This is a genomic window from Salinispora cortesiana (assembly GCF_000484695.1).
GTDB classification, from domain to species: domain Bacteria; phylum Actinomycetota; class Actinomycetes; order Mycobacteriales; family Micromonosporaceae; genus Micromonospora; species Micromonospora cortesiana.
This window is the reverse complement of sequence record NZ_AXVR01000072.1, coordinates 1-17,363: the sequence shown is the minus strand read 5'-3', so window position 1 is coordinate 17,363 and position 17,363 is coordinate 1. Positions and strand designations below refer to the sequence as shown.

Below are 17,363 nucleotides of genomic sequence, written 5' to 3'. Positions count from 1 at the left end.
GTAGTCGAACTTCTCGACCGCGCGGATCAGGCCGAGGTTGCCTTCCTGGATCAGGTCGAGGAAGGCCATCCCACGGCCGGTGTAGCGCTTGGCGATGCTGACGACCAGGCGGAGGTTCGCCTCCAGCAGGTGGTCCTTGGCGGCGCGCCCCTCGGCGGCGACGAGCTCCAGGTCGGCGCGGAGCGCCACGGAGACCGGCGTGCAGGTGGCTAGCTTGGTCGCGGCGAAGAGCCCGGCCTCGATCCGGCGGGAAAGTTCGACCTCCTGGGCGGCGGTCAGCAGCTTCGTCCGGCCGATGCCCTGGAGGTAGGCCCGGACCAGATCGGTGGAGACACCGCGTTCGTCAGTGGCGTCCAGATCGGTGAGGGTGTCGGCGCCGCTGGTGGGGCGCATCCCGTGATCCATCATCTGTAGAGCCATCTTTCGTCTCTCCCCGTATCCACGTCTGTGCCGTGAACCGGCGCGGTTCCGCCGGTTGACAGTCAGCTTGGTGCGCCGGGCGTGAAACGGGAGTGAGGCGCGATCCGCAACGGGACCGGATTCGGGGTGCTCCGGGTCACACCCAGCCTTCCCGGGCGGCGTACCAACCGAGCTGCATCCGGGACGCCGCGCCGGCGAGGTCCATCAGGTGGCGCAGACGCCGTTGCAGGGTGCGCAGCGACAGGCCGAGCTGGCTGGCCAGAACCGCGTCGGTGAGTCCGGCCAGGAGCAGGGTGAGGATCTGGCGGTCCACTTCCGTCGGGCTGTCGGCGTCGCCGTCGGGGTCTTCGCTCAACGTGCCGCCCGCCGAAAGGGTCAGTGGGTGGGCCTCCCGCCACACGGCTTCGAACAGCGCGTCCATCGCGGCCAGTAGTCCGGTGCGGTGTAGCAGCACCGCGCCGGGCTCGCCCGCGGATGTGTCCGTCAACGGGACCAGTGCCAGCGCGGCATCAGCGATGATCAGTTTGATCGGCAATGACTCCGTCACCCGTAGCTGAACACCATCGCGGAGGGACTCCAGGGTCTCCGCGACCACGCCGGGCTCTGCCAGCGCCGGCCGGTCGATCACCACCCGGAACCGTACGCCCTGTCGCACCGCCACCGACTCCACGGTGTTGGCGCCGGGTGGCACGGCGATGAAGGGAGGGGTGACGAAGCTGCGGACCTCCCGCCGGGCGGCGTGCTGCACCTGGGCGAACCGGTGGCGGAGGGCGTCAACCCCGGTGATCACCTCGATCAGCTCGCCGAGGGAGCGTTCCGCGCTCGCCCCGCGGTACTCCTCAGCGAGGGTGACCAGGGCCAGCTCCGCAGCGCGCAGCGCGGACTGTTGCTCGCCGATCAGCGCTCCGAGTGCGACCGCTGGCGGTGCCACCGAGAAGACATCCTCCGCTGTCTGCTTCGTCAAGCCGCGGTCGGTGAGGCGGGACAGCGCCGCCGCCACGTCGGCCACGGGTATCCGCAGGGCATCGGCGAGCTCGACCGCTCCGGCCTGACCCTGCCGGACCAGCAGGCGGTAGATCGTCTCGTCGTCGGGGCTGAATCCCAATACGCCCAGCATGAGTGGCTGCCTCCCTCGGCCCGCTGCGGCATGGCGGGCATGCGCCACCCGGATGCACCTGGAACGGTCGTCCTGGCTGGCCAGGGGCCCCGGCGGGGTCCCCGGACGATACCGGTCCGGGGGCCCCACCGGCCACCTCATCGCAGGCCGTAGGCGCGGATGAGCTCCTGTCGGATGGCGAAACCGGCGTCGGTTTCGGCGGCGGCGCGGACGGAGATGAAGCCGTCGGGTTGCTTCGGCAGCTTCAGCTTTCCGGTGTGGCGATCGCCGTCACCCTGGATGAGGGTGACGGGTTTCCAGGTGGTGCCGTCGTCGTAGGAGACCTCCAGCTTCACCGAGGTGACGGTGCCGGCACCGGCGGTGCCGGGTCGTGGTCCGGCCGTGATGCTGATTTCTTGCTGGGTACCGGCTTTGACGTCGCCGCGTAGGTCGGTTTCCAGCTCGTAGTCGAGTTGGAGCAGCGGAATGGGGATGGGCTCGCGTAGCGGAGCCTCATTGGTGCTGGAGATGAAGTCCCACTCGGTGTGGGTACGGGTGGAGAGCCGCCACTCATCTGCCGGGCGCGACGCGTCCAGCACCAGCTGGTAGGGCAACGTGCCACTCGGCACCTTCCGAAAGCCCAGGGAGGCGCCCCTGGTGTTCTCGAACAGGAGGGTGTCGCCCTGGTAGAGCTTCAGCTGCGTCGGCACCGCGCGGTACGGGTAGTACCCGCCGTGCTCAAGCACGGTGCCCGACGGGCTCCACGGCTGCACCTCGAAGAAGACGATGTCGCCGGCTCGATTGTTCTGCGCACTGCCGTCGGTCCGGCCGAAGGCTGGCCGGACAGCGGGTGCGAACCAGTCCAGGCTGGTGGTGGACCCCTTGTCGTACGAGTTGATGTGGGAAGCGTCGGTCCAGAAGCGTTGCTGATGGGTCTCGCGCCAGTCGACTCCTGGGGTGACCCACTCGGTACGGGTGCCGGGGTACCACTCCGGCTCGAGGTCGCCGAAGGAGACGGCGAAGGTCAGGTCATTGCGGTAGCCGTAACCCTCGGTCTCCTGGACGGCGTGGTATCGGGCGTCGATTCGGGCCAGGTCGCTGTGCCTCGGGTGGTAGGTGAGCGGCTGGTCCGGCACCTGCTCTGGCCAGACTTTGGCCAGGTCGTAGATGGTGTCGGGGTACTGCTCTTGGCTGACCTTCAGCGGCGGCATGCCGTGTTCGGCGAGTTTGATCAGGATGTTTCCGATGTCGCGGTGGATACTGGCGACGGGAATGGGTGCCTTAACCGGTGTAGTCCTCGGGTGCGCCGGTGCCGGCGTGGACGGGGCGTAGCCATTGTTTGCCGGTGGTGATGGTGCTGCCGGGTTGGGCCACGGCGTCGATGGGGAGTAGGCCGAGGGCGCGCAGGCTTAGGACCGGCTCACCCTTGCGCCACCGGGCACCCAGGTCGAATGAGCTCTCGCTGCCCTTCTCCGTTGGCAGGACATACAGGTCGTCGTACCGAGGCGGAACCTGGTAGCCATAGTGGAAGGGTTTGTTTTCGGGGTGTTCGAGCGTGAAGCTGAGTTGACGCTGCCGATCTTCGGTGGCCTGCGGTGTCGCGGTGTCGAGCAGCTGGGCCCGGCTGGCGTCCAGTATCACCTCGGTCGGTTTATCGAGGACGGTCTCGGGGGCGACCAGCAGGGCGAGGCCCAGTGAGTCACTCCGCTCCCCGGCGACATCCAACTCGGTGTAGATAGTGTAGAAACCCGGTGGGAGACGTAGCGTCTTCTCGCCGTCCACGTCGGTGTATCCGGGGAATGGGTAGTCTGGCGTCTTCACATTGACGCGTGCGCTGGTGGGTTCGCCGTTGCGGTCGCGGAGTTTGATGGTGAGGTCGTAGCGTTCGTCTTCTTTGATGAGGCCGAGGCTGGTGCGGGTGATGGTTTCGCCGGTGGTGGGGTCGGTACCGATGAGGTAGGCGGTGTGTTCGCCGATGTCGGCTGCTGTTGGGTCGCCGGTGACCGGGATGTCGATCTGGCCTTCGGCGGGCACGGTGATGGTGGAGTCGTTGAGGGTGAATGCGTCGTTGCCGGTGGTGGTGAGGTTGAGGGTGACTGGGGTGGTGCCGGTGTTGGTGAGGGTGATCGACTTGGTGACGGGGGTGTCGGTGGGTTGGTGTGGCCAGTCGAAGTAGCCGAAGTAGGCGGAGCCGGTGGCTCGTACGGTGGTGTCGATTGCGGCGGTGATGTCGAGGCGGCCGGTACCGACTTGGTATGCGCTGTAGGTGTCGCTCAGAGCTTCGGTGCTGCTCATGAGGGCGTTCTTGAGTTGGGTGTTGGTCCAGTCGGGGTGTTGTTGGGCGAGGATGGCGGCTGCTCCGGCCACGTGTGGGGTGGCCATTGAGGTGCCGTCCTTGCTTTGGTACATGCCGTCGCCGGTGCTGTGTTGGGAGCGGGCGGCGTTGATGGCGACGCCGGGGGCGGTGAGGTCGGGTTTGAGGGCCCCGGTGCGGGCTAGTGGTCCGACGCTGGAGAAGTTGGCGTGTTGGTCCTGTTTGTCGACGGCGCCGACGGTCAGGGCGCTGGCTGCGGTGCCGGGCGAGCCGATGAGCCCGGAGTTGTTGCCGGCGGCGATGACGAAGAGAGTGTCATGCTGCGCGGAGAGGTTGTCCACCGCGAGGGCCATCGGGTCGAGCCCATCGGCTGGGCCACCACCGATGCTCATGTTGATGACGTCGGCGCCGGATTCGGCGGCCCATTGCATGCCGGCGACGATCCAGGAGTCGTAGCCGTACCCGTCGTTGTTGAGGACTTTGCCGATGAGTAGGTCGGCTCCGGGTGCGACGCCGGTGTTGTCGCCGTCGGAGGCGGCGCCGGTGCCGGCAACCGTAGAGGCGACATGGGTGCCATGCCCGTCAACATCGGTCGCGTCTTCATCGGGGACGAAGCTGACCGCGTCCTGGATTTGACCAGTCAGGTCGGGGTGGGTGGGGTCGATGCCGGTGTCGAGGACGGCGACGGTGGTGCCGTCGCCGTCGTAGCCGGCGTCCCAGGCTTCGGGGGCGCCGATCTGGGGGACGCTGTCGGCGAGGGTGGCGTGTACCTGACCGTCGAGCCAGAGCTTGGTAGCGCCGGTGCTTTCGCGGTTCGCCTCCGAGCTCAGGGTGGTCCAGAGGGTGCGGGTGTCTTTTTTGTTGGTGGTGAGGGCGTGGCCGTTGATGGCGGGTAGGTCGTGGGTCAGGGTGGCGCCATCGGGTGCGGTGTTGGTGCGGGTGGTGGTTTCGGGGTAGGTGGCGATGAGGGGTAGTTCGGTGGTGTGGGCGTCGTCGTAGCCCATCTCGATCAGGTCGGTGACGTTGAACAGTCGCTGGTCGAGTTGGTCGTCGGCGAGGAGTGGTTTGGCTTCGTCGGGGATGACGTAGAGGTCGTCGCCGTGTTGTTGGACGCTGAAGCCGCCGGTGGCGTCGTCGGGTTGGTCGACCTCGGCGATGGTCTTGCCGTCGGTGAGGGTGCGGACGGTGACGACGTCACCGGTGACCAGGGTGACCGTGTGTGTGCCGGTGACCGTGCCTGCGGGTGTGCCGGTTGAGGCTGAGGGGGGCGGGCTGGCGGTCGCGGCGGTGGGATTGATCGCGGCGGCGGAGGCCGCGATCATCCCGGCCGCCACCACGGCGGCGATCAGCCGCCGCCGTGACCCGCCAGCGGCGAAGAGCCCTGGATACGAAGACATGGGCTAGGTTCTACCTATTTTGGTCGATCAGGTGAACCTTGGCGACGGGCGGGTAGCCGCCACGGCACTACTCCGCCACCGCGTGACGGTGACTCCACTACTGGGCGTCGAGTGGCCGGCGGGATGAGGGCCAGCTTCGTGGCGCCGAGCGCGGGCGTCTGCGTTGGGTAGGGCCCGGGGGGTCCCCGGACCGTTGTCGGTTCGGGGACCCCGCCGGCTGCGTAGCGTCCCCGGACCGTCGCTGGGTTCGGGGACCCCGTTGGTTGGGTCAGCGCAGGCCGTAGGCGCGGATGATTTCCTGTCGGATGCCGAAGCCGGTGTCGGTTTCGGCGGCGGCGCGGAGGGAGATGAAGCCGTTGGATTGCTTCGGTAGTTTCAGGGTTCCGGTGTGGCGGTCGCCGTCGCCTTTGGTGAGGGTGACGGGTTTCCAGGTGGTGCCGTCGTCGTAGGAGACCTCAAGTTCTACTGAGGTGATGGTGCCGGTGCCGGAGCCGCCGGGCTGTGGCCTGGCGGTGATGCTGATTTCCTGGCGGGTGCCGGCCTCGACGTCGCCGCGCAGGTCGGTCTCCAACTCGTAGTCGAGTTGCAGCAGCGTGAGCGGGACGGGGTCGGACGGGTCAGCATCATTGGTGCTGGAGATGAAGTCCCACTCGGTGTGGGTTCGGGTCGACAGTCGCCACTCGTCGGCCGAGCGCGACGCGTCCAACACCAGCCGGTACGGCAGCGTGCCGGCCGGCACCTCCCTGTCGACTAGGTGGGAATAATTCTGGTCTTCGTGCAGCAGGGTGTCGCCCTGATACAGCTTGATGTGTTCTTGCGGGGGTGGCCCCATCATCCCGCGGTACTCGAGGGTGGTGCCCGACGGGCTCCAGGCGGCCGGGTTGAGAGTCATGGAGTCCTGGTGCCGACTGTTCTGGGTCCAGGCTGACTGGTTGAAGGCCGGTCGAATGGCGGGTGCGAACCAATCGACTCTGTTGGTCGTGCCCTTTGTGTAGGTGTGCGGGTCCGCCACGGCGGTAAGCTCACGCTGTAGGCGGGTCTCGATCCAGGGGATGTCCGGGGTGACCCACTCGGTGCGGGTGCTGGGATGCCACTCCGGCTCTGGGAGTCCGATTGGGAGGCCGAGAGCCGCGTCGGCGCGGTAGCCGGAACCTTCGGTGTCCTGGACTGCGTGGTATCGGGCGTCGATTCGGGCCAGGTCGCTATGGCTGGGGTGGTAGGTGAGGGGCTGGTCCGGCACCTGTTCCCGCCAGATCTGGGCCAGGTCGTAGATGGTGTCGGCGTACTTCTTCTGGGTGACCTTCAGTGGCGGTATGCCGTGTTCGGCGAGTGTGGCCAGCAGGTCTCCGATGTCGCGGTGGACGCTGGCCACCGGGATAGGTGATTCGCCGACATCTTCGTAGAGGATTCCGGGGTTGTCGTTGGCGACCAGGAGTAGCTCGGCTCCGGCGGCTGCCGCGGCGGCGGCCCGGTCGGGTGCGCTGACCTCGTCGCTGCGGGTCACCACGGCGACTCTGCCCTCGACGTCAAGGTCGGTGTAGTCCTCGGGTGCGCCGGTGCCGGCGTAGACGGGGCTCAGCCACTGTTTGCCGGTGGTGATGGTGCTGCCGGGTTGGACCACGGCGTCGATGGGGAGCAGGCCGAGGGCGCGCAGGCTCAGGACCGGCTCACCCTTGCGCCACTTCGCTGCCATGGCGAAAGAGTTCTCGGTGCTCTTCTCGGTCGGTAGGACGTACACGTCATCGTATTCCGGTGCGATGACGTGTACGTAGTAGTCAGGGGCGGCACCGGTACCTGTGTCGATGATGTACTGGAGTAGGCGCTGTCGGTCTTGGGTACGTTGGGGTGTGGTGGTGTCGAGGAGTCGGGCCTGGCTGGCGTCCAGGGTCACCTCGGCCGGTTTGTCGAGCACGGTTTCCGGGGCGGCCAGCAGGGCGAGGCCGAGGGAGTCCGCTCGTTCGCCCGGAATCTCCGCCTTCGTCTCCACCGTGTAGGTCCCCGGTGTGAGGCGTAGCGTCCGCTCGCCATTGACCTCGACATATCGGGGCCACCAGTCGTCGTCCTCCCGCACCATGACGTATGCCTGCGTGGGGTCGCCGTTGCGGTCGCGGACTTTGATGGTCAGGCCGTAGCGCTCCTCTTCCTTGAGGAGGCCGAGGGCGGTGCGGGTGATGGTCACACCGGTGGTGGGGTCGGTGCCGACGAGGTAGCCGGTGTGGGAGCCGATGGCGATTCCACCCGGGTCGGCGGTCACCGGGACATCCACCTGGCCGCCCGCTGGCACGGTCACCTTGGAGTCGTTGAGGGTGAACGCGTCACTGCCGGTGGTGGTCAGGTCGAGGGTGACCGGGGTGGCGCCGCTGTTGGTGAAGGTGACCGGCTCGGTCACGGGGGTGTCGGTGGGCTGGTGTGGCCATTCGAAGTAGCCGATGAACGCCGATCCGGCGGCGCGTACGGTGCTGTCCACGGCCGCTGCCACATCCAGTCGGCCGGTGCCGACCTGGAACGCGGTGTAGCTGTCGCTCAGCGTCTCGGCACTGCTCATCAGGGCGTCTTTGAGCTGCTGGCCGGTCCAGTCGGGGTTTTGCTGGGCGAGGATGGCCGCCGCTCCGGCCACGTGTGGGGCCGCCATGGAGGTGCCGGTCTTGAATGTGTACATGCCGTCGCCGGTGCTCTGTTGGGAGCGGGCGGCGTTGACGGCGACGCCGGGGGCGGTGAGATCGGGCTTGAGTCCTCCGGTGCCGGCCAGTGGTCCGACGCTGGAGAACCAGGCGAGTTGGTCCTGTTTGTCGACGGCGCCGACGGTGAGGGCGCTTTCGGCGTTGCCGGGTGTGCCGATGGTCATTCCGTTGTTGCCGGCCGCGATGACGAAGAGGGTGTCGTGCTGCGCGGAGAGGGCATCCACCGCGAGGGTCATCGGGTCGAGGACATCGGTGCGTGTCGCGTTGCCGAGGCTCATGTTGACCACGTCGGCGCCGGATTCGGCGGCCCACTGCATGCCGGCGATGATCCAGGAGTCGTAGCCGTTGCCGTAGTTGTTGAGGACTTTGCCGATGAGTAGGTCGGCTCCGGGTGCGACGCCGGTGTTGTCGCCGTCGGAGGCCGCTCCGGTGCCGGCGATGATCGAGGCAACGTGGGTGCCGTGCCCCCGTGGGTCGGTGGTGTCTTCGTCGGGGACGAAGCTGACCGCGTCCTGGATCTGGTCGGTGAGGTCGGGGTGGGTGGGATCGATGCCGGTGTCGAGGACGGCGACGGTGACGCCGTCGCCGTCGTAGCCCGCGTCCCACGCCTCGGGGGCGCCGACCTGGGGGACGCTGTCGGCGAGGGTGGTGGTCACCTGGCCGTCGAGCCAGAGTTTGGGAACGCCGCTGGCGCGGGTCTGACCGGAGCCGGCGGTGAGGGTGGTCCAGAGGGTGCGGGTGTCTTCTTTGTCGGTGGTGAGGGCGTGGCCGTTGATGGCGGGTAGGTCGTGGGTGAGGGTTGTGCCGTGGAGTGCGGTGGTGGTGCGTGCTGCTGCTGCTTCCGGAGGATAGGTGGCGATCAGCGGTATGTCGGTGGTGTGGGCGTCGTCGTAGTCCATCTCGATCAGGTCGGTGACATTGAACAGTCGCTGGTCGAGTTGGTCGTTGGCGAGGAGGGGGAGGGCTTCGTCGGGCAGGACGAACAGGTCGTCGCCGTGTTGTTGGATGCTGAAGCCGCCGGTGGCGTCGTCGGGTTGGTCGACCTCGGTGATGGTCTTGCCGTCGGCGAGGGTCCGGACGGTGACGACGTCGCCGGTGACCAGAGTGACGGTATGCGTCTCCGGAGCGGCGAGGGGGGCGGTTGTCGGGGGTGGCCCGGCGGTCGCGGCGGCCGGATCGATCGCGGCGGTGGAGGCCGCGATCATCCCGGCTGCCACGACGGCGGCGATCAGCCGCCGCCGTGACCCGCCAGCGGCGCAGGGGCTTGGATGGGAAGACATAGGCATAGTTCTACCTATCGCGCCCGGAAAGGTAAACACTCTGTGAGTGTTCAGCTACTCGAATGAGGTGATCTGTGGCGGCCCCGGTGCCGGTCGGTCGTCGCCGCGATCAGAGGTCGAGCAGGATGGTGCGTGGGCCAACGTTCACGCTCTCCACCAGCATCTGGGCCCGGAACCGCCCAGTCTCCACCTTGGCCCCACGGGCGCGCAGCTCCTCGACGACCGCGGTGACCAGCGGCTCGGCCACTTCTGCCGGGGCGGCGGCGGTCCAACTCGGGCGGCGGCCCTTGCGGGCGTCCCCGTAGAGGGTGAACTGGCTGACCACCAGGATCGGGGCACCGAGGTCGGCGGCCGACCGTTCCCCGTCAAGGATCCGCAGCTCATGCACCTTGCGGGCGAGGGTTCGGGCGGTCTGCGTCGTGTCGGAGTGGGTCACCCCGAGCAGCGCCAGCAGGCCGTCGTTGATCGCCCCCACCACCACGTCGTCAACCGTGACCTGGGCTCGGCCGACCGTCTGCACCACCGCCCGCATCAGTCCACCACCGCCCGCTTCACTCCGACCACCGGCCGCGTCACCGCGACTACGGCCCGCATCACTCCACCACCGGCTCGACGAAACCGCGCTCGACCAGGTGGGCCACGATCGGCCCGGCCGCCTCCACCAGCTCGCCTGGGGCCACGTCGTGCGCGGTGGCGAGTAGGGCGAGCTGATCGCGCAGCGGCAACCGCCCGTCCGCCCCGCCGACCAGGGCCAGGACGATCGGATCGATCTCCTCGGTCCAGCGTAGGCCGCGCGGCATGGCGAGCAGCTGCCGGTCGACCGACCACCCATCGTCGTTCATGGAGGCCTCCTGCCGCAGCTGGAGGTCGTCGGCGGCCCGGTAGCGTGCCGCGAGTAGCCCGTCGGTGTCGCGGACCCGGAGCCACTCCTGGCGGTCGAACCACTCGGTGACGCGGTCGCCGAGCGGCGCCTCGACCAGCTGGCGCAGCTCCTCCACCCGGACGAGGGGGTCGTCGTGGCCGGAGCGGCGCAGCGAGACGATGCCGAAGCCGATCGCCTCGACCTTGTGCGCGTCGAACCAGTCCAGCCACTCGGCCATCCGCTCCGGGCTGGCTGTCTCACCGACATCGGAGAGCCACAGGTTGACGTACGCCATCGGGTCGGCGACCTCGCGCTGGATCACCCAGGCGTCCAGGCCACTGCCGGCGAACCAGCTGGCGACCCGCTCCGCCCAGTCCTCGCCGGCGACGTGCACCCAGTTCGCGAGGTACTGCATGGTGCCGCCCTCGGTGAGCAGGCTCGGGGCAGCGGCGGCCAGCTCGGCGCCGATCGCATCGCCCACCCGTCCGGAGTCGCGATAGACGTGCGTGGTGGTGCCCGGCCCGACGACGAACGGCGGGTTGCTGACCACCAGATCGAAGCGACGCCCGGCGACCGGGGCGGTCAGGTCGCCGCGGAGCAGCTCCCAGTCCTGCCCGTTCAGAGCGGCGGTGGTCGCGGCGAAGCGCAACGCCCGCTCGGAGAGATCGGTGGCGGTGACCCGCCGGGCGTGGGTGGAGAGGTGCAGGGCCTGGACGCCGGAGCCGGTGCCCAGGTCGAGCGCGGTCTCGACCGGCTGCCGGACGGTCGCCCCGATCAGGGTCTGGGTGGCGCCGCCGATGCCGAGCACATGCTCGGCCTGCAACGCTCGGCCGGGGCGGGTGCTGACGGGCGCGTCGGCGAGCACCCACCAGTCGTCCCCGTACGGCTCCAGGTCGAGGCCCATCCGCAGGCCGTCGCCGTGCTGCTCCACCAGGCCACCGGCGAGCGCCTCCTTGATCGGCAGCGGCGCGAGCGCGGTGGCGACCGCCTCGTACGGCTCGGTCTGTTCGCAGACGAAGAGCCGGATCAAAGTGGCGAGGGGATCGCGGTCCTCGGTGGCGCGCAGCGCGGCTCGGAAGTCGTTGCGGGCCATGCCGCCGGTCGCCTGCGAGCCCAGCCGGCCGGCGATCCCGTTCGAGGTGAAGTTTGCCCGGGTGAGGGCGTTGCGCAGCGCCGCCACGCCAGCGGGGGAGAACAGCATGTCATCTGGGTCCACGTCGCTATCCTGCCCGCCGTCGACATCGTCGTGGGCGCCACCCGCCGGACTTCGGCCGCAGGTGTCAACCAGGAGCGTCGGGGTGGCTGCTGTTGAAAGCTGAGTTTGCGACGCGCCCACCCAGTTTGTCGTTATACCTCGCCGGGCTGTTGTACGAGGCGATGCACGACCTGTATCACCTGAACCCACACGACGGCCCGGGTCCACGTGAGCTCTTCGACCGGTTCGTGGCCTGGGCCCCTACCGCCGACCGGCCGGGCAGCCCGGGGAGTGAGACCCCGGGCGCCGGAACCCACCGACCCTCGCAGCGCCGGAAGGCGAGGTTGACGGCGACCTCCCGCAGCCGGAGGGCGAGGTGACAGGATGAGGGGGATCCCCGAGGAGGTCCGTGGTGAAGCGTCCGGCGTACCAGCCGATTCTGATCACCGACGCCCCGCGCAGCCAGGACGATCAGCTCACCAGCCGCCAGAAGCGGTACGTGCTGATGATGGGCGTCCGGGTGGCGTGTCTGATCGTCGGCGCCATCCTGGTCGGCGCGGAGGCCCCCATGCTCTGGCTCTGGCTGCCCCTGGCCGGCCTGGGCATGATCCTGATCCCGTGGCTGGCCGTGCTGCTGGCCAACGACCGGCCACCGAAGGAGAAGCACCGCCTCGGTGGCCGATTCCGGCGTCGGTCCCGGTCCTTGGCGGACCCGGGACCGACCAGCCTCACCGCCGAGGAACAGCCGCGCAAGGTCATCGACGCCGAGCAGTGACCGGGCGTCAGGTCGGTGGTCGGGCCCCCACCTGACCGACCGCCGACGCGCCCAGGTCACCGGCGCGCTGTAGCACCGCCTCCGGGGCCGCCCCGGTCAGCCAGGTGGAGAGCAGGCCGGCGGCGAACGCGTCGCCGGCCCCGGTGGGATCGACCACTGCCATCCGGCGGGTCGGGGTTACCGCGATCATGGCGTCCCGGTCCACCCAGACCGCGCCGGCCGCTCCCCGTTTGACCACCACCCGCCGGGCTGAGGCGGAGAGCACCCGCCCCTGCGCCGCCGGGTCGAGCCCGCCCGCCAGCACTCGGGCCTCCGCGGCGTTGACCAAGAGCAGGTCGATGCCGCGTACCCAGCCCAGGAAGGCCGTCGCGCCGACCCGTTGCAGCGGCGCCGCACTGGCCGCGTCCACGCTGACCGACAGCCCCCGCTCGCGGGCGGCGGCCAGTGCGCGTAGCCCGGCCGGCCGGGATCCGGCATCCAGCAGGGTGTAACCGGACAGGTGCAGATGGCCGGCGTCCGGCGCGGCGTCGAGAGCGGCGTCCACCGCCGCCGGCGAGAGCCACAGGTTGGCTCCCCGCTCGGTGACCATCGTGCGTTCGTCGCTGGTGGCCAGCACCAGGACCGTACCGGTGGGGACCGCGGGCACCTGGGTGACCGCACAGTCGACCCCGCCGCGCTCCAACTCGGCGACCCGGTCCCGGCCGGGACCGTCGTCGCCCACCGCCCCGACCAGCGTCACCGGCATGCCCAACGCGCCCAGCCAGGCCGCGGTGTTCGCCGCCTGACCGCCCCCGGTGAACCGGATCTCGGCCGGCGTGTCCGACCCGGTCGTCAACGGCCCGCCCAGCACCGCCACCACGTCGGTGATCAGGTCGCCGACGACGACCACCCGGGGTGGCGTCATGCCTGCCGGGCAGCCGACGCGACCGCGATCCGGGCTGCGAGGTCGGCGTTGCGCAGGATGATCCGGATGTTCACCGCGAGGCTGGCCCCCTCGGTCGCGGCGTGGAAGTGCGCCAGCAGGAACGGGGTAACCGCCTTGCCGGTGACCCCCGCGCGCCGCAACAGCGCCAGCCCTTCGGCCAGGGTGCGATCGTGCAGTGCCGGGTCGAGCTGCTCGTCGGTGGGCAGTGGATTGGCCACGACCAGGCCGCCGGAGTGCAGCCCGTGCTGCTCCTGGGCGGCGAGCGCCGCAGCCACCTGCTCCGGCGAGTCGACCGACCAGTCCAGGTCGAACCCGCCGTCGGTGAGGTAGAAGCCGGGGAAGCGGCGGGTGCGGTAGCCGACCACCCCGACTCCGAGCGTCTCCAGGCGTTCCAACGTGGCGCCCGAGTCGAGAATCGACTTCACCCCGGCGCAGACCACGGCGATCGGTGTACGGGCCAGGGTCGTCAGGTCGGCGGACTCGTCGAAGCTCTGGGCCGCCTCACGGTGCACGCCGCCGAGACCGCCGGTGGCGAACACCCGGATCCCCACCGCCGCGGCCACCGCGCTGGTAGCGGCCACGGTCGTGGCGCCGTCCGCGCCGGTCGCGGCGGCCACGGCGAGATCGCGTACGGAGAGCTTGGCCACGTCGTCAACGGTGGCGAGTCGGGTCAGCTCCGCGTCGTCGAGACCGACCACGAGCTGGCCGGCGATCATGCCGATGGTGGCCGGAACCGCGCCGGCGTCCCGGACGGTTTGTTCGATCTCCCGGGCCACCCGAAGGTTGTCCGGTCGGGGCAGGCCGTGCGAGACGATTGTGCTCTCGAGCGCTACCACGGGACGGCCGACGCGGAGCGCGTCGGCGACTTCGGTGCCGTGCCGGAGATGAAAGGTGGTCACGGTGTCCAACCGTACGGCGTCGGTCCGTCGGGCTCGAAGTAGACCGGGCAAAGGGTGACCTGCCAGACTTGGCGGGTGGAGGTATGGAAGTGAGCACACAGGTTCTCGAGCGTCCCGAGGTGAAGGACGCCGACACCGGCCCCGAGATGTTCCATTACGTGCGCAAAGAGAAGATCGCCGAGAGTGCCGTGATGGGCACCTACGTCGTGGCGCTCTGTGGCGAGACGTTCCCGGTCACCAAGTCGGCCAAACCGGGCTCACCGGTCTGCCCCAAGTGCAAGGAGATCTACGACTCAATGCGCGAGTGAGTCGAGCGCGGGCGGTTCCGCCGCCTGCGCGAGCTGTGGCGGTACTCACCGCTCCGTCCCCCCTGCGCTGACCGTGGCGTCGAGTGGGGCGTACGGCGCTCGCTGGTTATGCTGGGCCAGCCCTCGCGGCACTGCGCGCGGGGGCGTTTTCATGGGCGGCGGCGGCGCCGATGCCGGTACGGCTCAGGGGCGTGCGTTCGTAACCCGCGATCCTCGGTCGGGGCCGTCCCGCCGGCGGTGAGAGGAGCTTCGCGTGGCAGCCCGGACGCCAACGCTCGAGACGTTTCCAGCCCTGCGCGCCTGGCAGCGCCGGGCGCTGGTGGAGTACCTACGTCGTCGGGAGCCGGACTTCACCGCGGTGGCCACGCCGGGGGCCGGTAAAACCACGTTCGCCCTTCGGGTCGCCGCCGAGCTGCTCGCCGATGGCAGCATCGAGGCGATCACCGTGGTCGCCCCGACCGAGCACCTCAAGACCCAGTGGGCGCAGGCTGCCGCCCGGGTCGGCATCCAGCTAGATGCGGCGTTCCGGAATGCGGATCTGCACTCGTCGGCCGACTTCCACGGGGCGGTGGTCACCTACGCCCAGGTGGGGATGGCGCCGCAGGTGCACCGGCGGCGCACCCTGACCCGGCGCACCCTGGTCATCCTCGACGAGATCCACCACGCCGGTGACTCCCGGACCTGGGGGGACGGGGTGCAGGCGGCCTTCGAAGGCGCGGAGCGCCGGCTCATGCTCACCGGCACCCCGTTTCGTTCCGACGACAACCCGATTCCGTTCGTCAGCTACGAGCGGGGCGGGGACGGTTTCCTGCGGTCCCGCGCCGACTCCGTCTACGGCTACGCCGATGCGCTGCACGACGGCGTGGTACGCCCGGTGCTCTTCCTGGCCTACTCGGGGGAGACCCGGTGGCGGACGAACGCCGGTGAGGAGCTGGCCGCCCGGCTCGGGGAGCCGATGACCCAGGACCTGATCGCGCAGGCGTGGCGGACCGCGCTCGACCCGGCCGGCGACTGGATGCCGCAGGTGCTGCGGGCGGCGGATGCCCGGCTGACCGTGCTGCGTAACGCCGGGATGCCCGACGCCGCTGGGCTGGTGATCGCCAGCGACCAGCAGGCCGCCCGGTCGTATGCGAAGCTCATCGAGCAGCTGACCGGGGAGAAGGCCGCCGTGGTGCTCTCCGACGACGCGGGGGCCTCGGACCGGATCGCGACGTTCACGACGGCTGACCAGCGTTGGCTGGTGGCGGTCCGAATGGTCTCCGAAGGGGTGGACATCCCGCGGCTCGCCGTCGGCGTCTACGCCACCAGCGCCAGCACCCCGCTCTACTTCGCCCAGGCCATCGGGCGGTTCGTCCGGGCACGCCGGCCGGGGGAGACGGCGTCGGTCTTCCTGCCCAGCGTCCCGCACCTGCTCGGCCTCGCCAGCGAGATGGAAGCTGAGCGGGATCACGTGCTGGGCAAGCCGAAGGACCAGGAGGGCTTCGACGACGAACTGCTGGAGCGCGCCCAGCGGGACGACCAGGCCAGCGGTGAACTGGAGAAGCGGTTCGCTGCGCTCTCCGCGACCGCCGAGCTGGATCAGGTGATCTTCGACGGCGCATCCTTCGGCACGGCCGCACAGGCCGGTACGCCGGAGGAGGAGGAGTACCTCGGTCTGCCCGGTCTCCTCACCGCCGATCAGGTGGCCATGCTGCTGTCCAAGCGGCAGGCAGAGCAGCTCGCCGCGTCGCGGCGCCGGGGCACCGCACGGCCGGCTGAGCCGGCCGCGGCGGCCGCTGCCGCCCCACCGGCACCGATGAGTGCGGCGCAGCGCCGGGTGGCGCTGCGCCGACAGTTGAACGCCTTGGTGGCTGCCCGGCATCACCACACCGGCCAGCCGCACGGCAAGATCCATGCGGAGCTTCGCCGTCGCTGCGGTGGTCCGCCCAGCGCCCAGGCGACGATCGAGCAGTTGGAGGAGCGGATCGCCACCGTGCAGACCCTCTGACCCGACCCCGCAGTCGGTCTACCGGAGCAGGACGGCAGCTACTGGAACAGGACGGTAGGTACCGGACAGGAGGCCGGTAGGTATCGGACATGATGAAGCCGGCCGGGCCCAGCTGGGCCCGGCCGGCTTCATCATGTCCCAGGTGCGGCGATCCTCAGTTCATCAGATCGGCGCCACGCCAGCTGAACTCCGGATCCGCCGCGTACCGCACAGTGATCTTGACGAGATCCTCCGCGTACTTGTTTGCGTGATGCCCGCAAAATACAAGTTCCCCGCCGCCGGCAAGGGTAATGCGGAGCTTGCCGGCAGCATTGCAGCGGTCGCACCGTTCATCGGCGGCCGGGGGGCTCACCGTCTCGGGCGGCGGCGTGAGGGTCGGGGTCATCGCCTTCCTCCTCTGGTCGTCACCGATGAACACTCTCTTCGGTCGTTGCTCACCTATCGTGCAACACCCTGATCTGGGCGCGCGTTCCCTGTGTGCCCGCGGGGGACCGAGGTCACACCTGACTCCGACAGCGTCCCTGCACCAAGGGTGCCACGTCAACGATCACAACCGGGCAACCATCCGGCCAGCGGACGGAGTTGCGCGGAGAGTGCTCAAAATGACACGCTTGGTTGACATCTGCCGTCGGGTCCGGCACGGATTCGGTCCCCGGTGTCCCCCTTAGTCCAGGTAATCCCGGAGAACCTGCGACCGGGACGGGTGGCGCAGCTTGGACATCGTCTTGGACTCGATCTGTCGGATGCGCTCTCGGGTCACCCCGTAAACCTGGCCGATTTCGTCCAGCGTGCGCGGCTGGCCATCGGTCAGCCCGAACCGGAGGCGGACCACGCCGGCCTCGCGCTCGGAGAGCGTCTGCAGCACCTGCTGGAGCTGATCTTGGAGGAGCGAGAACGACACCGCGTCAACCGCGACCACGGCCTCGGAGTCCTCAATGAAGTCACCGAGCTGGCTGTCGCCCTCGTCACCGATGGTCTGGTCGAGCGAGATCGGCTCCCGGGCGTACTGCTGGATCTCCAGCACCTTCTCAGGTGTGATATCCATCTCTTTTGCGAGCTCCTCCGGAGTGGGCTCGCGGCCCAGGTCCTGGAGCAGTTCGCGCTGGATCCGGCCGAGCTTGTTGATCACCTCGACCATGTGTACCGGGATGCGGATGGTGCGGGCCTGGTCGGCCATGGCGCGGGTGATGGCCTGGCGGATCCACCAGGTGGCGTAGGTGGAGA

Annotated in this window: 12 protein-coding genes and 2 pseudogenes; 4 read left to right on the top strand and 10 right to left on the bottom strand. The window is 69.3% G+C overall.

Features of this window, described 5'->3' with window-relative positions:
* From K228_RS0121605 to K228_RS0121580, 6 genes and pseudogenes are all read right to left on the bottom strand, one after another.
* Nucleotides 1-420: sigma-70 factor domain-containing protein (locus K228_RS0121605; protein WP_033777228.1), on the bottom strand; the 420-nt coding region annotated here is incomplete at its 3' end.
* 136 nt (nucleotides 421-556) lie between these two features.
* Complete coding sequence (locus K228_RS0121600; protein ID WP_025620293.1) at nucleotides 557-1,537, bottom strand: helix-turn-helix domain-containing protein; 981 nt, start codon at nucleotides 1,535-1,537, stop codon at nucleotides 557-559.
* A 137-nt stretch (nucleotides 1,538-1,674) separates the two neighbouring features.
* A pseudogene (locus tag K228_RS25975) lies at nucleotides 1,675-5,227 on the bottom strand (S8 family peptidase).
* 268 nt (nucleotides 5,228-5,495) lie between these two features.
* The gene (locus tag K228_RS0121590; protein WP_025620292.1) at nucleotides 5,496-9,188 is read right to left on the bottom strand and encodes a S8 family serine peptidase; all 3,693 of its coding nucleotides are present in this window, start codon (nucleotides 9,186-9,188) and stop codon (nucleotides 5,496-5,498) included.
* A gap of 109 nt (nucleotides 9,189-9,297) precedes the next feature.
* Nucleotides 9,298-9,720, bottom strand: a complete 423-nt coding sequence (dtd, locus tag K228_RS0121585) for a D-aminoacyl-tRNA deacylase (RefSeq protein WP_025620291.1) — start codon at nucleotides 9,718-9,720, stop codon at nucleotides 9,298-9,300.
* A gap of 61 nt (nucleotides 9,721-9,781) precedes the next feature.
* Nucleotides 9,782-11,266, bottom strand: coding sequence for a DUF7782 domain-containing protein (locus K228_RS0121580; protein ID WP_025620290.1), 1,485 nt, complete (start codon nucleotides 11,264-11,266; stop codon nucleotides 9,782-9,784).
* Here K228_RS0121580 and K228_RS30470 point away from each other — a divergent pair.
* A pseudogene (locus tag K228_RS30470) lies at nucleotides 11,257-11,508 on the top strand (hypothetical protein); the annotation flags it as partial. The gene K228_RS0121580 and the pseudogene K228_RS30470 sit on opposite strands and share 10 nt — an antisense overlap.
* Nucleotides 11,509-11,657: 149 nt before the next feature.
* A complete protein-coding gene (locus K228_RS0121570; RefSeq protein ID WP_025620288.1) occupies nucleotides 11,658-12,020 on the top strand; it encodes a DUF3099 domain-containing protein in 363 nt (120 codons plus the stop codon).
* Between the two features lie 7 nt (nucleotides 12,021-12,027).
* Here K228_RS0121570 and K228_RS0121565 read toward each other — a convergent pair whose 3' ends face one another.
* Together K228_RS0121565 and K228_RS0121560 are read right to left on the bottom strand one after the other, a co-directional pair.
* Nucleotides 12,028-12,924 carry a carbohydrate kinase family protein gene (locus K228_RS0121565; RefSeq protein WP_025620287.1) on the bottom strand — a complete coding sequence of 299 codons (897 nt, stop codon included), beginning with the start codon at nucleotides 12,922-12,924 and terminating at the stop codon, nucleotides 12,028-12,030.
* On the bottom strand, nucleotides 12,921-13,895 hold the full coding sequence (locus K228_RS0121560; RefSeq protein WP_188116231.1) for a pseudouridine-5'-phosphate glycosidase: 975 nt from the start codon (nucleotides 13,893-13,895) through the stop codon (nucleotides 12,921-12,923). Before K228_RS0121560 ends, K228_RS0121565 begins: the two co-directional genes overlap by 4 nt.
* A gap of 32 nt (nucleotides 13,896-13,927) precedes the next feature.
* Here K228_RS0121560 and K228_RS0121555 point away from each other — a divergent pair, with 32 nt between their 5' ends.
* Together K228_RS0121555 and K228_RS0121550 are read left to right on the top strand one after the other, a co-directional pair.
* Nucleotides 13,928-14,152 (top strand): DUF3039 domain-containing protein, encoded by a 225-nt coding sequence (locus K228_RS0121555; RefSeq protein ID WP_018253531.1) that lies wholly within the window; start codon nucleotides 13,928-13,930, stop codon nucleotides 14,150-14,152.
* Nucleotides 14,153-14,405: 253 nt separating this feature from the next.
* Entirely contained in the window at nucleotides 14,406-16,139 is a 1,734-nt protein-coding gene (locus tag K228_RS0121550) for a DEAD/DEAH box helicase (protein ID WP_025620285.1), read from the top strand.
* Nucleotides 16,140-16,293: 154 nt separating this feature from the next.
* Here the strand turns inward: K228_RS0121550 and K228_RS0121545 are convergent, their stop codons facing one another.
* Both K228_RS0121545 and K228_RS0121540 read right to left on the bottom strand, forming a co-directional pair.
* Complete coding sequence (locus K228_RS0121545) at nucleotides 16,294-16,524, bottom strand: DUF7455 domain-containing protein (RefSeq protein ID WP_018253529.1); 231 nt, start codon at nucleotides 16,522-16,524, stop codon at nucleotides 16,294-16,296.
* A gap of 279 nt (nucleotides 16,525-16,803) precedes the next feature.
* Nucleotides 16,804-17,363 (bottom strand): sigma-70 family RNA polymerase sigma factor (locus K228_RS0121540; RefSeq protein WP_025620284.1); only part of this gene is annotated, 560 nt, incomplete at its 5' end.

Bases quoted from the DNA above. Each gene is read 5' to 3' on its own strand.
- K228_RS0121600 (WP_025620293.1), bottom strand. From the start codon at position 1,537: ATGCTGGGCGTATTGGGATTCAGCCCCGACGACGAGACGATCTACCGC.
- K228_RS0121590 (WP_025620292.1), bottom strand. From the start codon at position 9,188: ATGTCTTCCCATCCAAGCCCCTGCGCCGCTGGCGGGTCACGGCGGCGG.
- dtd (WP_025620291.1), bottom strand. From the start codon at position 9,720: ATGCGGGCGGTGGTGCAGACGGTCGGCCGAGCCCAGGTCACGGTTGAC.
- K228_RS0121565 (WP_025620287.1), bottom strand. From the start codon at position 12,924: ATGACGCCACCCCGGGTGGTCGTCGTCGGCGACCTGATCACCGACGTG.
- K228_RS0121555 (WP_018253531.1), top strand. From the start codon at position 13,928: ATGGAAGTGAGCACACAGGTTCTCGAGCGTCCCGAGGTGAAGGACGCC.
- K228_RS0121545 (WP_018253529.1), bottom strand. From the start codon at position 16,524: ATGACCCCGACCCTCACGCCGCCGCCCGAGACGGTGAGCCCCCCGGCC.